We start from the raw sequence: 14,095 nt of genomic DNA, 5'->3' as shown, positions 1-14,095 counted from the left end.
ATCTCGTCAGTTGTGCTCGCTCGGGCCCATGATGACGATGCCTTCGCTCGCCTCGACGTGGCGGACGAAGATATACTTGTCCTCGCGGCCGTCGCTGTGTTTGCGCTTGATGTCCGGCTGAACCGTTCCCGAGACCTTGGCGACCACCACATAGGGAGCGTCCAAGGCCAGCCCCCTCGCGCAATGCGCGTCGAACTCCTCCACGGTGCGCGCCGTATGGGCGTTCTCGACGCCGGCGCCGCGCGCGATCGCGGCAAGGTCGACACGGCCCAGCGCCGTATGCGTCGGCGGGCCGCCGATCGACTGGTAGCACTCATTGTCCCAGACCACGATGAAGAGGTTCTTCGGCTGCTCGTTTCCGAGCGTGGCCAGGATGCCCAGATTGAAGAGCAGGCCGCCATCCGTATCGAGCGAAACGACGCGGCGGTGCGGCAGGCCGGCGGCGAGCCCGAAGGCCTGCGGCGTGACGCAGCCGAGCTGCTGCTGGAACAGGCTCGCTTCGCGCATATGCGGCGCGGCGTTGTACCACTCGTCGACGCTGCCGCCGAGCGAAAGGATCACCAACTCATCCTTCAACCGCGCGGCAAGCGCCTTCATGCAGTCGAAGCGTTTCATCGCACCACCTCGCCGCCAAGCGCCACAGCCGAATGGTAGTAGGACGCATAGGACCAGGAATAGGCGTCAAGGATGGCGCGCTCGATCTTCGCCTCCTCTGTGACGATTCGGTACGGCACGCGCAGCGCGTTCAGCACCGGCTCCATGGTGATGCCGTGCGGGATTGCCCACCAATTGTTCTCGCCGAGCTCGCCGCGGTAGCTCATCAGCATCACGACCGGGATGCCTGCCCCGAGGCCCATTCGGGCCAGCGGCTCGACCGAGGCGCGCAAGCCGGAGTTTTCCATGACCAGCGCCGCGCGCTGGCCCGACAGGAAGACCCCGCCGCAGATCGCCGCGCCCTCACCCTCGTTGGTGACGCGGATCGTGCGGATATCCGGATCGGCATCAAGGGCCGGGTAGAGCTCCTTGAACAGCGAATCGGGCAGGTAGCAGACGATGCTCACTCCCGCCCGCTTGAGCCCCCGAATGACCGCGTCGACCGCACTCTGCTTCATGACATCCCCTTAGGTCGGGAAGTCTCGCAAAGCACAGTTGTTCGAGATAGAGACAAATTTCTCGCTTTATCGATGCGCAAAGTGCAACAACTAATCATGCAGTGCCTCGACCATGTGGGCCAGTAGCGCCGCGAATGCGGAGGCCGCATCCGACATTTCGCGTTCAAGTCGGGCGAGCAGCATCAGTCGGTGCGGGTTCATGCGCGAATCGCGCAACGGCACGAAAACGAGCGATCCGTCAGCCACTTCCGGTTCGATGCCGAGCTTGGTGCAAAGCACCACGCCGAGGTTGAGGCGCACCATCTCGGTCATCAGTCCGATCGAGTTGGTCCGCGACCGTCGCGTGATGTCGATCATGGAGCGCCCGATCGCATCGTCGATCGAAATGCCCAAAGCAAGGCTGTTGTCCGAGACGATGACCTGTTCGCCGGCAAGATCGAACAGCTTCACTTCCTTGCGGCCGGCAAGGCGGCTGTCCGGATGAGCGACGACGCCCAGCGGCAGAGGCGTGCTCGCGATCTTGCGCACGTTGCGCGGCACGCGCACGTCGAAAGCAAGCGCCAGATCGCATTCGCCGTCGGCAACCGCATCGCAGGCCCGCTGCGACCCGGCGACATGCACATCGACCGATATCCGCGGATGGCGCTTCCAGAATTCCTTCAGCGCGTTCGGCACCAGCCCGCGCGCCGCGCTCTCCACGATTGCCACGGACAACGAGCCGCGGTTGAGGCCACTGAGATCATTGATCTCGGACGAGGCGCGCGCCAACTCGGTGATGCTCTGACGCGCGTGGTAGAGCAGAAGCTCGCCTGCGCTGGTCAGTTTCAGTCGCTGGCGCACGCGTTCGAAGAGCGGCGTGCCCAGTTCGTCCTCCAGACCCTTGATGACGCGGCTGATGGAGGATGGCGCCACGTTGAGCGCCTGCGCGGTCTGGCGCACCGAGCCCAGCCGCGCGACCATTTGGAAATAATGGATGCGCGGTGAGACCAGCCCAAGCCGGAAGGGATCCACTCAGGCGGCCTCGAAGGCGGGGACGATCTCCATTTCCGGCACCAGCACGAGACCTTTGTCGGTGATACGGATTTCGGGGATGACCGAGAGCGGGATGAGGTTGAAGCCCATATAGGGAATGCAGCAGCCGGCCGCCTCCCATTCCCGTTTGAGGATCTTCACCTCCTCCGCGACCTCAGTGACGCGCTTGTCGGACAAAAGGCCGGCGATCGGCAGTTCAACCATGGCAGTCACTTTGCCGTCGACGACGACACAGACGCCGCCTTGTGTTTCCTCGATCGCCCGCAGCGCCACCTGCATGTCGGCCTCGTTGAGGCCGGCGATGATGATGTTGTGGCTGTCGTGACCAACAGACGATGCGACGGCGCCGCGTCGCAGCGTGAAATTGCTGAGCAGCCCGTAAGCGACGTTGCCGTCCGACTTGCCATGGCGCTCGACCACAGTGACGAAGCACAGGCCGTGGCGGTCGAAATGGTTCTGCCAGTCGTTGGCCGGATCGAGCGTGATCTTCTGGTGGCCGAGCGTGATCCCCGGCAGTTCGGTGCGGATGGTATGCGCCACCACCTTGCCGGTTGGCAGGTCCGGCGTTAGCTTGATCTGCTTCGGCAGCTTCACTGTGTGGTAGGCCGTGTCCGGATAGCGGTAGCGGGTCGAGAGGGCCTGGTCGAGCAGCGGCGTGATCTTGCCGTCATCGACGACGAGTTCGCCGCCGTACCACGTGCTGACGGGATCGAAGCCGTCGTCGAGCAGCACCAGGTCGGCACGGCGGCCACCACCGAGGCCTCCGATTTCGCCTTCCATGCCGAAGCGCGTCGCGCCATGCAGCGAGCCCATCGACCAAGCCTGCTCCGGCGTCATGCCGGCCTTCATCGCCTCGCGTGTCACCCAGTCCAAGCCGAAGAGCATCAGGTCGTCGGCATCGCGGTCGTCGGTGCAGACCGCGATGCGCTTGTGCGAGGCTCCGAGCTCCGTGATCGTCTTGATCGCTTGCGGCAGGCTGTGCCACGGTGTCGTTGGCGGGCCGCCGCGCAGGAACAGCCAGATGCCGGCCTCGAGCATGTCGTCGGCGATCTCGCGGTCGATCGCCTCATGCGTGTCGGTGACGCCGGACGCGGCATAGGCTGATACAAATTCGCGTCCATAGACGTGGCCCGACACCGGGCGGCCGCGTTTCAGCGCCGCAGCAAGAATGGCATGGCTGCGTTCGTCGCCCATGGTCACTGGCACGAAGTCCATCTTCTCCCCGAGCGCCACTGCTTCCGGCCATTTGTCAAACAATGCGCCGATCTTCTCGGCCGTCAGGTCGCCACCGGCCGTTTCCAGCAACGGCGATGTCGCCGGGACGGTGCTCGGCACGGTCAGGAAAATGGACAATGGCGCCAGGCGCGCGTCCTCCAGCATCGCCTCGACGCCTGCAACGTCCATGACGTTGCCGATCTCATGGCTGTCGCAGAAGATGGTCGTGGTGCCGTTGAGCAGCGCCGCTTCGGCATAGGCGCAGGCCGTCACCATCGAGGATTCGATGTGGATATGCGGATCGACCAGGCCTGGCGCGACGATGCCGCCCCTGACGTCGTATATCCGGGCGCTGCCGCCCGTATACGTGCCGGCCGGCTTCACAGCGGCGATCCGCCCTCCCGACAGCCAAATCTCGCGACCTGGAAGAATGCGCTCCGAATAGGTCGACAACACGCGCGCGCCGGCAATGACAAGATCGGGATCGGTCCGCCCGGAAGCGACATCGGCCAGTCGTCGGGTCATGGACGAGAGCGGCTGGACGGAAAAGCGCGTGAGAGAGGTCATTCTGTTCCTAGCCTCGTCCTCGTTGAATGTTGGACGTCAATGATAGTCGGGAATGCCCGGCATCGTCATGAAGCCGGGCAGCGCGCGGAAGCGACGCGTCCAGCGCCGCAGGGCGGGGTATTCGTCGTGGTCGACGCCAAAATCGCGGCTCAGCGCAAAGGCGGGAAAAAGCGCGATGTCGGCGATCGTCGGCCCGTCGGCAGCGAACCACTCCTTTTTCTCGAAGCCGCGCGCGGTCATGTGGTCGTCCATGGCGCGGAGCGCGTGCATGGCGCCGGCACGCAGAGCCGCCTCATCGCCGCCGGCGCCGAACATGGCGCCGCGGCGCGCGGCGCTGGCGACGCTCAGGTCGCCTGCCGCGAAGAAGAGCCACTGCATCACCCTGGCGAAGTTCGCACCATCCGCCGGCAGCCACGCCGCCGTGGCGTCGTGGCCGCGCGCCAGATGGACGATGATCGACTCGGCGCCGAACATCGTCATCTCGCCATCGCGCAGTATAGGCAGGCTGCCCGCGGGGCTCATGGCCAGGAACGGCGGGGTTTTGTGCTCCGCCCCCGGAAATGCATCGACGGCGACGGTCTCCCATTCCAGGCCAAGCATGGAAAGTGCCAGCCGCACCTTGTAGCAGCTTTCGTCCAGCTCGTAGTTGTAGAGCGTGATCCCGGCCATCATGCGGCCTGCGTCATTGAGGTCGCGCCGGCGGCACGTTCGAGCTCGAAATGGTAACGCAGTTCGGCCGTCCAGGCGAGGAAGTGCGCCTGCCCCCTGCCCGCATATCTGGCTGCCGGCCCGTCGATCACCACATGCAAGGCAGACCGTCCGCCGGACAGGTCCTGCAGGCCGAGAAGCAGCGTGTCCTCGCCGACCGTCAGGCTGAATAGTGTTTCGCCCAACGCCGCCAGATTGGCGACAACGGGACCTCCGGAGAAAGGCGTGGGCGGCATGGTCTTCACCACCTCCATCACCGCTCCCGCCGAACTGTCGAGATACAGGCTGCGGACCGGCACCTCCTCTTGCGGCAAGGCAGGTAGTTCGGGCAAGGCGGCCGACTGGTCCAGCGCCGTCCAGATCATGCCGGCTGCCTCGACCGTGCTGTAGACAGACGCGGTGATGGACTGCGGCACCCTGAGATCCGGGTGTGCCGGAATGTAGCGGCATTGGCCGGCGGTATCGTACTGCCAGCCATGATAGAGGCACGCAATGTGGTCGCCGCGCACGAAACCGAAGCTCAGCTTCATGCCGCGATGCGGGCAGCGGTCCTCCCACACATGCGCCGCGCCATTATTGTCCCGCCACACCACCAGTTCGTTTCCGGCAAGGCGGGTTCCTGCTGAAGTTCCCGGCTCGACCGATACTGAAAGCGCCACTGGGTGCCATCCGGCCTGCATCGTCATCCTGCGTCTTTCCCTCTGGAGTATCCTGATATTTCGGCTCGTTCGCAGTCCGTCACCAGACAGTCGATCGGGCCGAGACTGCACGCCATCTCGAAGGCATCGATGAGATCGGGCTGACCCGAAACATGGACGACAAAACGATCGTCCGCGGCCTCCTGCACCAGCAGCTCGAGGCTGAGCCGCGCGGCGCGCCTGTCAGCGAACTCGCCAAAGCTCGACGACACGAGTTGCCCAACGAAGCACAAGCGTGTGGTTTGCGTCGGAGGTGCCGGGCGTTGCGCTTCCCATAGCCCCTCCATGCCTACAATTCTCCCGATATGCACAATAAATGGGCAGTTTTAGAATGTGTCTAGTTAGGCATCATTTTGGGGCTTGTGCAAGTCCCACTTCCCTGACATCTGTTGCATATATGGCGATGGGACGGTCGCAAAAAGCCGCGATTATCGAACAACTCAGCGGATAGCCCCGTCGCTTATGAAAACAGGTCGCGGCACAAGATCGCCGTGTCCGGCGGGTGAGCGTCGATGTCGTTGTCAAGTTTCATTCAGTCCATGCCGAAGGCCGAGCTGCACCTGCATCTCGAAGGCGCGGTGTCCGCCGCGACATTTGCCGAACTGGCTGCGCTGCACTCCGTGCCGCTGCCGGACGGCAAGCCGACGTCGGAACTCTACAGCTACGGCAACCTGCTGGACTTCCTCAAGGTCTACGATCTCGTCTGCGCCTCGATCAAAACCGTGGACGATTTCTCGCGTGTCACTTTCGAGGCGCTGGAGCGCTGCGCCAAGGCGGGCGCGCGTTATGTCGAGCTGTTCTTCAGCCCGCATGCGCATCTTGCCCATGGCGTGGCCTATTCGACCATGCTCGAAGGCATACTCGACGGCTTTCGCCGTGCGAAGGAGCGCTACGGCCTCGTTGCGAAACTGATACCGGCCCATGCGAAGCCGCTCGGCGCGGAAGGTGGCGAGCGCTTCCTGGACATGGTTCTGGCAGAGCGCCCGGCAGAGGTGATCGGCATCGGCTTCGATTACGACGAACGCCCGAACCCGCCGCCCATGTTTGCGGGCATCGTCGAGCGGGCGCGAGCGGCGGGGCTCAATGTCACCAACCACGCGGGCGAGGACGGCCCGGCGGAATATGTCCGCGACACCATCGACATTCTCGGCTTGAGGCGGGTCGACCACGGTTACCACGTCGTCGACGACCCGGCTCTGATGGAGCGGTGCAGGGAGATGGGCATCGTCTTCACCTGCTGCCCCAGCACCACGCTGACGACCACGGTATGGCGCGATCTCGCGGCACCCGACCATGCCATCCGCCGCATGATGGAGGCGGGGCTGAACGTCACCATCCACACCGACGACCCGCCAATGTTCGCCACGACACTCGACCGCGAATACGCGCTGATCGCCGAAAATTTTGCGCTCGGGCCGCCGGCACTGAAGCGGATCGCGCTGGCTGGCCTGTCCGCAGCATGGCTCGACGACGACATCAAGCAGGCATGGCTGGCCGACTGGTCGGCAGAAATCGACCGCCTCATGGAAACCGAACTGTCTCTCCCGAACTGAACACGACACGGAACAAAGGACCGAAGCATGATCGACCTGCGCAATCTCTCCCGCCGAGGCTTCCTCAACATGGGCGCCGCAGCCGGCGCCTCGCTGCTCCTGCCGAAATCCGGCCTTATCACGCCCGCCCATGCACAGACGCCGCTCGCCGCCGTCGCCGAGGAAAACGCGGTCATCGCCTTCGGCCACACCGGTCCGGTGACCGATGAAGGCTGGACCTGGAGCCACGACCAGGGCATGAAGGCCGTGCAGGAAGCGTTCCCGAAGCTGAAGACGCTGTTCGTCGAAAGCATCCCCTATTCGGCCGACGCGACCCGCACCTTCCGCCAGTTCGTCTCGGAAGGTGCCAACATGGTGTTTGCCACCTCCAACTATGGCGACTTCCTCTACGACGTGGCCAAGCGTTCGCCGGACGTCGCCTTCTATGAATGCGATGGCCGCAACCCGCTCGAAAATCTCTCGACCTACTATCTCGCCCATTGGTACCCGACCTACGTCACCGGTGTCGCCGCGGGCCTGATGAGCAAGAGCGGCAAGCTCGGCTACGTCGCCTCCTTCCCTGTTCCGTCGGTCTTTTCCGGCACCAATGCCTTCCTGATGGGCGCCCGTTCGGTCAATCCCAACGCCACGATGCAGACCATCGTCATCAATTCGTGGTTCGATCCGCAGGCTGCCACCCAGGCCGGCACCGCACTCATCGACAACGGCGCCGACCTTCTGTTCGGCATCATGGACGAAGCAGGCTATCTGCAGGTGGCCGAGCAGCGCGGCGCGAAGGCCGTGATGTGGAATACCGACATCCGCCGCTATGGGCCGAAGGCCTACGTCTCCTCGATCGCCATCGACTTCAAGAAATTCTATGTCGACCAGGTGCGCCTGCGCCTCGAAGGCAAGTGGACGCCCTCGCAGACCATCCTGCCGATGGGCGGCGGTATCGACCGCGATGCCTGGGGCGAGACGGTGCCCACCGAGGTCGCAAAGCAGGCCGATGCCGTGCGCGACAAGATTCTCGGCGGCTGGAGCCCGTTCGAGGGCGAGATCAAGGACACCAAGGGCAACGTCAAGGTGGCTGCCGGCCATCGCATGACCGAAGAGGAACTCTACAACTGGGATTGGTCGATCGAAGGCGTCAGCGGCCTCCAAGCGTGATCCCGAAAGATTGCAGAGTTTTCGGATAGACTATGCGGGCAGAAGGCAAAGAGCTAAGCGGGATGAATGATTTTGTTCCAGTTCATCATGCTTCGAGTGAGCACCGCTACGGCGGCATGGAGGTGCCGTCCACCTCCCCGGGGCGTTACGAGCCTGGCTCCGGCGCGCCGCCGCTCGTGCTGCTCAAGGGCATCAGCAAATATTTCCCCGGCGTCGTTGCCAACCAGGATGTCGACCTGGACGTGATGCCGGGGGAGATCCACGCCTTGCTCGGCGAGAATGGCGCCGGCAAGTCGACCTTGATGAACATCCTCACCGGCATCTATCAGCCGGATGCCGGTGAGATCGTCGTCGACGGCTATGCCAAACGTTTCGCATCTCCAGTCGATGCGATCTCCGCCGGTATTGGTATGGTCCACCAGCATTTCAAGCTGGTGACCGCCTTCACGGTCGCCGAGAATATTCATCTCGGCTGGTCCGAAACGCCCAAGCGTATTGGCTCGTCGGTGCTCGAGGCGCGGACTGCCGCACTGGCCGAGAAGCTGAACCTCGCGGTACGGCCATCCGCGCGCGTCGCCGATCTTTCGACCGGCGAGCAGCAGCGCGTGGAAATCCTACGCGTGCTCGCGCGCAACGCTCGCGTTCTGATCCTCGACGAGCCGACTGCAGTGCTTACTCCGGCGGAAGCGCGCGAGCTCTTCAAGGCGCTCAAGCAGTTCGTGTCCCGGGGCAATGCGGTGGTCTTCATCAGCCACAAGCTCGACGAGGTGCTGGAGATATCCGACCGCATCACCGTGCTGCGCGGCGGCCGCAAGGTGGCCACCGAAAAGACTGCGGACTGCGGCGAGAAGATGCTGGCGCGCCTGATGGTTGGCCGTGAGATCGTGCTTAGCAATCTGCGTGCCAGGCAGCCAGGCGCGGCCGGCATCTCCGCCGAGCCGGTGCTCAGCCTCAAATCTGTCGTCGCGCGTGACGACGTGGGCGGCATCCTTCTCGACGAGGTTTCGCTCGACATCCATGCCGGCGAGATTGTCGGCATCGCCGGTGTGGCCGGCAACGGCCAGAAGGAGCTGACCCAGGCCGTCACCGGCTTACGGCTGATCCATTCCGGCCAGATACTGCTCGGCGGAAAGGACGTCACGACCGCCGGCGCGGTCGATTACGCGAAGTTCGGCGTCGGCCACATTCCCGAAGACCGGCTGCACAGCGGCCTGGCGCCGGCGCTTTCAATCACCGACAACGCCATAATCCGCGAATATGCGACGGCGCCTGTTTCAAAAGGCTTCGTGTTCCGACCGCGCCTTGCGGCTGCTCTCGCACGCACGATCGCCGAAGCGGCATCCGTTGCGGTGCCCGATTTCGGAATGCCCATGCGCAACCTTTCCGGCGGTAATCAGCAGCGCCTCGTCGCACGCCGCGAGATGCGCATCGCAAGCAAGGTTCTGATCGCCGCCTATCCGAGCCGCGGCCTCGATGTCGGAGCGATCAACACGATGATGCACTACCTCGTCGAATTGCGCGATGCCGGCGTCGGTGTGCTCTTCATTTCCGAGGAGCTGGAAGAGCTGTTCAACCTGTCGGATCGCATCGCCGTGATGTTCCATGGCAAGATCATGGGCGCGGTGGAGACTGCCTCCACCGACATCGAGGAAATCGGCCTGATGATGGGCGGGCAGATGCGGTCCAGTGCTGGCGCCCAGGCCGCTGCCGGGAAGCACTGACCTTGGCGATCAAGTTTCAGCGCGTTCCATCCGCGCAGCCCTCCGTTGCCTTTGCGGCACGTGCCCTGGCGATCGTGCTGGCGCTGGGGGTCGCCGGCCTGGTTCTGGCCGCTCGCGGCAATGCTCCCGTCGAACTCGCCTGGGAGGTGCTCAGCTCGACTTTTGGCTCGAGCTTCGGGCTGGAAGACGTCGGACTTCTGGTCACTCCCCTGATCCTGACCGGCCTGTCGGTCTGGGTAGCGCTGAGAATCGGCGCCTGGAACATCGGCGCGGAGGGCCAATTCTATGCCGGCGCCTTCAGCGCCACGGCGGTCGCGCTGTTCATTCCCGGCCCGACCTGGCTGATCCTGCCTGTTATGTTCACCGCTGGCGCGCTCGGCGGGCTGCTCTGGATACTGGTGCCGACGCTGGCGCGCGCCTACGCCGATGTCAGCGAACTCATCACCACCCTGCTTCTGAATTTCGTGGCGACGCTGATGGTCTATTACGTCGCCACCGGACCATGGCTCGACCCGAGCGGCCATGCGCTCGCGACCACCGCACGTCTGCCGCATGACGTGCCTGAATTCTGGGGTATCGTGCACTACGGTTTCCCGCTGGCGATCCTGCTCACTTTTGTCATCGCAGGACTGCTCAACTACACGCGCTGGGGCTACGAGGTGCGGGTCGCTGGGTCGAACCCGAGCGCGGCGCTTTATGCGGGCATGCCGTTCCGCCGCCGCCTGATCGTCGTCCTGCTGATGTCGGGAGCGATCGCCGGCATCGCCGGTATGCTGGAAGTAGCTGGCACGGTGCATCGCCTGCAGGGCGGCATCTCCAACAATTTCGGCTATCTCGGCATCATGGTCGCGGTGCTGGCGCGCGGTTCCTCACTTGGCGTGCTCGCAGGCGCGGCTTTGATGGGCGTCATCCTGAATTCGGGCATCATCCTGCAAACGCAAGGCATCACCGTATCGGCCGTGCTCGCCATCACCGGACTGATCCTGTTCTTCACGGCGATCGGCAACGAACTCGCTCACTACCGCATCACGCGGACCGAACCGGTCGCGAGCTGAGGAAACACCCATGGACATGATCGCCGGACTGATCCAGACCTCCATTCTCGCCGGCGGCGTGCTGGCGCTGGCGGCGCTGGGCGAGACGCTCTCCGAGCGCGCCGGTGTCGTCAATCTCGGCGTCGAAGGGCTTATGGCGCTCGGTGCAATCACTGGCATCGCGGTCGTCGTCGCCACGCCGCACCCTATGCTCGGCTTCGTCCTTGCGCTTGCCGTCGGTTTCCTCGTTGGCTGCGTCTTCGCTCTTGGCACCGTCGTCGTCAAAGCGAACCAGGTGTTGTGCGGCCTGGCGCTGACGCTGATGGGCACCGGCATGGCCGCAACGATCGGTCGCGCCTATTCCGGCATGCCGGCGCCGGCGACCTTCGCGCCGATCGCTATTCCCTATCTTAGCGACATCCCGCTGCTCGGTCGCGCGATCTTCACGCAGAACATCCTTGTCTACCTGATCTACATCGTCCTGCCGGTTGTGCTGCACTACATCATGTTCCGCACGCGCCACGGGCTGAACATGCGCGCGGTGGGCGAAAACCCCGCGGCAGCCGACGCCGCCGGCATTTCGGTGCAAAGCATCCGCTTCTGGTATGTCGCCGCGGGCTCGGCGCTGGCGGCCGGCGCCGGCGCTTACCTCACGCTTGCCTTCGTGCCCTCCTGGTCGGAAGGCGTCGTGGCCGGCCGCGGCTGGATTGCCGTCTCTCTCGTCATCTTCGCAGGCTACCGGCCCCTCAACGCCGTGCTGGCCGCTCTGCTGTTCGGTCTCATCACCTCTCTCGGCTTCGTCGGCCAAGCACGCAACTGGCCGATCGCGGCGCCGATCCTGTCGATGCTGCCCTATCTCGGCACGATCGCCCTGATCATCGTGCCGGTGCTTGCCTGGCAGCGCATGCGCCGGGTAATGGCCGCGCCGGCTGCTCTCGGCGAACCCTATTTCCGCGACATGCGTTGAGACCATCATGCCCCGCCTGCTTGTCAAGAACATCGATCTGCTCGCCACCTTCGATGGTACGCGCCGCGAGATTTCCGACGGCGCCTTGTTGATCGACGACAACGTCATCGAAGCGGTCGGCACCACCGCGGAACTCAGTGCCTCCAGTGCCGACGAGGTGCTCGACCTATCGGGCCATGTGGTCATGCCGGGCATGGTGAACACGCATCATCATATGTACCAGAATCTCACCCGTGTGATGGCTCAGAACGACGAGCTGCTTGTCTGGCTGAAGACGCTCTATCCGATCTGGGCCGAGCTCGACGACGATGCCATAGGCGTCTCGGCGCGCGTAGCGATGGCCGAGCTCATCCATTCGGGCTGCACGACCAGCTCCGATCACCTCTACATCTTGCCCAACAATTGCACGCTCGACGCGACGATCGGTGCGGCCCGCGATATCGGTCTGCGTTTCCACGCTGCGCGTGGAGCCATGTCGCGCGGCGAAAGCCAGGGCGGCTTGCCGCCGGATCGCTGCGTCGAAAAGGAAGAGGATATCCTGAAGGATGCCGAACGGCTGATCGGCAGCTATCACGACGCGTCGCGACATTCGATGAGCCGAATCATCCTGGCTCCTTGCTCGCCGTTCTCGGTGACTCCGGAGTTGATGCGCGATGCGGCATCGCTGGCGCGCAGCCACAAGGGCGTGAACCTGCATTCGCACCTTGCCGAAGAGCTTTTCGAGGAGAAGTACTGCCTCGAAATCTATGGCAAGCGGCCGGTCGAGTTCGCCGAATCCGTCGGCTGGCTCGGTGACGACGTCTGGTTCGCCCACTCGATTTTCATGACCAGCGACGAGATCGACCGCTTCGCCGAAACCGGCACCGGGGTCGCCCATTGCCCGTCGGCTAACATGCGCTGCGGCCAGGGCATCGCGAAGATCCGCGAGATGCTCGACAAGGGCGTGAAGGTCGGCCTTGGCGTCGACGGCTCGGCCTCGAACGACACGTCGAACCTGTTCATGGAAGCGCGGCTGGCGCTGATGCTTCAGCGTGTCGCGCCGCACCACTACCTCTCCGAAAAGCCCGGCGGCCGCGGCGGTTTCGGCGGCACGCCGACGGCGCTGTCCGCGCGCGAGGCCCTCGAAATGGCGACGCGCGGCGGCGCTGCCCTGCTCGGTCGCAATGACATCGGCCATCTCGCGCCCGGCATGTGCGCCGACTTCATCGCGGTCAAACGCAGCCAACTCGGCCTTTCCGGCACCGAGCGCGACCCGCTCGCCGCGCTGGTGCTTTGCGGACCCTTCAAGGTCGACTATTCCTACATCAACGGCCGGCAGATTATCGCGAGAGGTGACTTCGCCTCTTTCGATGTCGAGGCGGCGATGGCCGACCACCGGGCTGTGATGGACCGCATCTATCGGCAGTGAGATAGCACAGGAAGGACGCAACAATGACCATTAAGCGAGCTGCGGAGCAGGCGGCCCTCGATCAATGGTATTGCATTGACGCGCTGAACGAGATTCCGGTCGGCACGATGGCGAACCGGCTTCTGGGCATCGATCTGTTGGTAGCCCGCGATACGGCAGGCGCGGTCAATGTGTCGCGTGCCGGCGACGGCAGCCAAGTCCCGGCCAGGGAACGCTACGGCTATCTATGGATCACGCTCGGCATGCCGGCCGGCGATGTGCTGTCGATCCCGGAGGCCTATGAGGACGATCGCCGGCCTGTCGTTTGCGGAGCGATCGCGGTAAAGGCGTCCGGCCTGCGCATCGTCGAGAATTTCCTCGACATGGCGCATTTCCCCTTCGTCCATACCGACATATTGGGCGCCGAGCCGCACACGGAAGTGCGGCATTACACAACCGAAATCCGCCGCGACGTGGATGAGGTGTGGGCGACCAACTGCGAATTCTTCCAGCCGCAGGCGGCACTCTCGGCGACCGGCGGCATCATGACCCAATACATGTACCGGGTCGCCAATCCTTTCGCGGTGATGCTCTACAAGACCTGCCCCAACGCGGCTACCCGGTGGGACGTGATCTGTCTGTTCGTGCAGCCCCTCGATCCGGACCGCTGCCGCGCGCACCCCGTCATGTTCCTGATCGACGACGTATCGACCACGACCGAACTTGTGCAGTTCCAGCAGCTTATCTTCCTGCAGGACCGCATCATCCTGGAGAACCAACGGCCACTTCTTTTGCCGCTCGAGCCGCGCGCGGAAATCCCGACGCGGGCCGACGGCTCGTCGATCGCCTATCGCCGCTGGCTGAAGGAGAAGGGCATCACCTACGGCACGACGGCGCAAGCCGCATGAGCGGCAGCCCTTCCGCTATTGTCATCGGCATCGACGGACGGGCA

The 14,095-nt window shown here is 64.0% G+C and carries 13 protein-coding genes; 7 read left to right on the top strand and 6 right to left on the bottom strand.

Annotation, left to right across the window (positions count from 1 at the left end):
• Positions 1–6 precede the first annotated feature (6 nt).
• From NKI52_RS14070 to NKI52_RS14045, 6 genes are all read right to left on the bottom strand, one after another.
• Positions 7–615: a thiamine pyrophosphate-dependent enzyme gene (locus NKI52_RS14070; protein WP_352635260.1), complete on the bottom strand. Its 609-nt coding sequence runs from the start codon at positions 613–615 to the stop codon at positions 7–9.
• Complete coding sequence (locus NKI52_RS14065) at positions 612–1,112, bottom strand: thiamine pyrophosphate-binding protein (protein WP_352698305.1); 501 nt, start codon at positions 1,110–1,112, stop codon at positions 612–614. Before NKI52_RS14065 ends, NKI52_RS14070 begins: the two co-directional genes overlap by 4 nt.
• Positions 1,113–1,202: 90 nt before the next feature.
• On the bottom strand, positions 1,203–2,123 hold the full coding sequence (locus NKI52_RS14060) for a LysR family transcriptional regulator (protein WP_352698304.1): 921 nt from the start codon (positions 2,121–2,123) through the stop codon (positions 1,203–1,205).
• Positions 2,124–3,926, bottom strand: coding sequence for an adenine deaminase (locus NKI52_RS14055; protein ID WP_352692150.1), 1,803 nt, complete (start codon positions 3,924–3,926; stop codon positions 2,124–2,126). It abuts the gene before it with no gap.
• A gap of 36 nt (positions 3,927–3,962) precedes the next feature.
• The gene (locus NKI52_RS14050) at positions 3,963–4,595 is read right to left on the bottom strand and encodes a glutathione S-transferase family protein (protein ID WP_352692151.1); all 633 of its coding nucleotides are present in this window, start codon (positions 4,593–4,595) and stop codon (positions 3,963–3,965) included.
• Positions 4,595–5,320: a Rieske 2Fe-2S domain-containing protein gene (locus tag NKI52_RS14045; protein ID WP_352692152.1), complete on the bottom strand. Its 726-nt coding sequence runs from the start codon at positions 5,318–5,320 to the stop codon at positions 4,595–4,597. The genes NKI52_RS14050 and NKI52_RS14045 overlap by 1 nt, the downstream gene beginning before the upstream one ends.
• Before the next feature lie 524 nt (positions 5,321–5,844).
• Between NKI52_RS14045 and add the strand changes: the two genes are divergently transcribed.
• The 7 genes from add to NKI52_RS14010 all read left to right on the top strand — a co-directional run bounded on the left by add (position 5,845) and on the right by NKI52_RS14010 (position 14,051).
• Complete coding sequence (gene add / locus NKI52_RS14040; RefSeq protein ID WP_352698303.1) at positions 5,845–6,885, top strand: adenosine deaminase; 1,041 nt, start codon at positions 5,845–5,847, stop codon at positions 6,883–6,885.
• Between the two features lie 27 nt (positions 6,886–6,912).
• A complete protein-coding gene (locus tag NKI52_RS14035; RefSeq protein WP_031211089.1) occupies positions 6,913–8,034 on the top strand; it encodes a BMP family ABC transporter substrate-binding protein in 1,122 nt (373 codons plus the stop codon).
• 116 nt (positions 8,035–8,150) lie between these two features.
• Positions 8,151–9,755: an ABC transporter ATP-binding protein gene (locus NKI52_RS14030; protein WP_051406067.1), complete on the top strand. Its 1,605-nt coding sequence runs from the start codon at positions 8,151–8,153 to the stop codon at positions 9,753–9,755.
• Between the two features lie 2 nt (positions 9,756–9,757).
• On the top strand, positions 9,758–10,810 hold the full coding sequence (locus NKI52_RS14025; RefSeq protein WP_352635274.1) for an ABC transporter permease: 1,053 nt from the start codon (positions 9,758–9,760) through the stop codon (positions 10,808–10,810).
• 10 nt (positions 10,811–10,820) lie between these two features.
• Positions 10,821–11,756, top strand: a complete 936-nt coding sequence (locus tag NKI52_RS14020; RefSeq protein ID WP_023674225.1) for an ABC transporter permease — start codon at positions 10,821–10,823, stop codon at positions 11,754–11,756.
• A gap of 7 nt (positions 11,757–11,763) precedes the next feature.
• On the top strand, positions 11,764–13,164 hold the full coding sequence (locus tag NKI52_RS14015) for an 8-oxoguanine deaminase (RefSeq protein ID WP_023674224.1): 1,401 nt from the start codon (positions 11,764–11,766) through the stop codon (positions 13,162–13,164).
• A 23-nt stretch (positions 13,165–13,187) separates the two neighbouring features.
• Positions 13,188–14,051, top strand: a complete 864-nt coding sequence (locus NKI52_RS14010; RefSeq protein WP_023674223.1) for an aromatic ring-hydroxylating oxygenase subunit alpha — start codon at positions 13,188–13,190, stop codon at positions 14,049–14,051.
• Positions 14,052–14,095: the final 44 nt, after the last annotated feature.

This window comes from Mesorhizobium sp. M0590, assembly GCF_040320905.1.
Taxonomy (GTDB): Bacteria; Pseudomonadota; Alphaproteobacteria; order Rhizobiales; family Rhizobiaceae; genus Mesorhizobium.
The sequence above is the reverse complement of the archived record's forward strand: the minus strand, read 5'-3'. Positions and strand labels throughout refer to the sequence as shown.

What these genes read in the sequence shown, in the direction of transcription:
- NKI52_RS14010 (WP_023674223.1), top strand. Translation starts at nt 13,188, where the DNA reads ATGACCATTAAGCGAGCTGCGGAGCAGGCGGCCCTCGATCAATGGTAT.
- NKI52_RS14015 (WP_023674224.1), top strand. Translation starts at nt 11,764, where the DNA reads ATGCCCCGCCTGCTTGTCAAGAACATCGATCTGCTCGCCACCTTCGAT.
- NKI52_RS14055 (WP_352692150.1), bottom strand. Translation starts at nt 3,926, where the DNA reads ATGACCTCTCTCACGCGCTTTTCCGTCCAGCCGCTCTCGTCCATGACC.
- NKI52_RS14035 (WP_031211089.1), top strand. Translation starts at nt 6,913, where the DNA reads ATGATCGACCTGCGCAATCTCTCCCGCCGAGGCTTCCTCAACATGGGC.
- NKI52_RS14030 (WP_051406067.1), top strand. Translation starts at nt 8,151, where the DNA reads ATGGAGGTGCCGTCCACCTCCCCGGGGCGTTACGAGCCTGGCTCCGGC.
- NKI52_RS14020 (WP_023674225.1), top strand. Translation starts at nt 10,821, where the DNA reads ATGGACATGATCGCCGGACTGATCCAGACCTCCATTCTCGCCGGCGGC.
- NKI52_RS14050 (WP_352692151.1), bottom strand. Translation starts at nt 4,595, where the DNA reads ATGGCCGGGATCACGCTCTACAACTACGAGCTGGACGAAAGCTGCTAC.
- add (WP_352698303.1), top strand. Translation starts at nt 5,845, where the DNA reads ATGTCGTTGTCAAGTTTCATTCAGTCCATGCCGAAGGCCGAGCTGCAC.
- NKI52_RS14045 (WP_352692152.1), bottom strand. Translation starts at nt 5,320, where the DNA reads ATGACGATGCAGGCCGGATGGCACCCAGTGGCGCTTTCAGTATCGGTC.
- NKI52_RS14070 (WP_352635260.1), bottom strand. Translation starts at nt 615, where the DNA reads ATGAAACGCTTCGACTGCATGAAGGCGCTTGCCGCGCGGTTGAAGGAT.
- NKI52_RS14065 (WP_352698305.1), bottom strand. Translation starts at nt 1,112, where the DNA reads ATGAAGCAGAGTGCGGTCGACGCGGTCATTCGGGGGCTCAAGCGGGCG.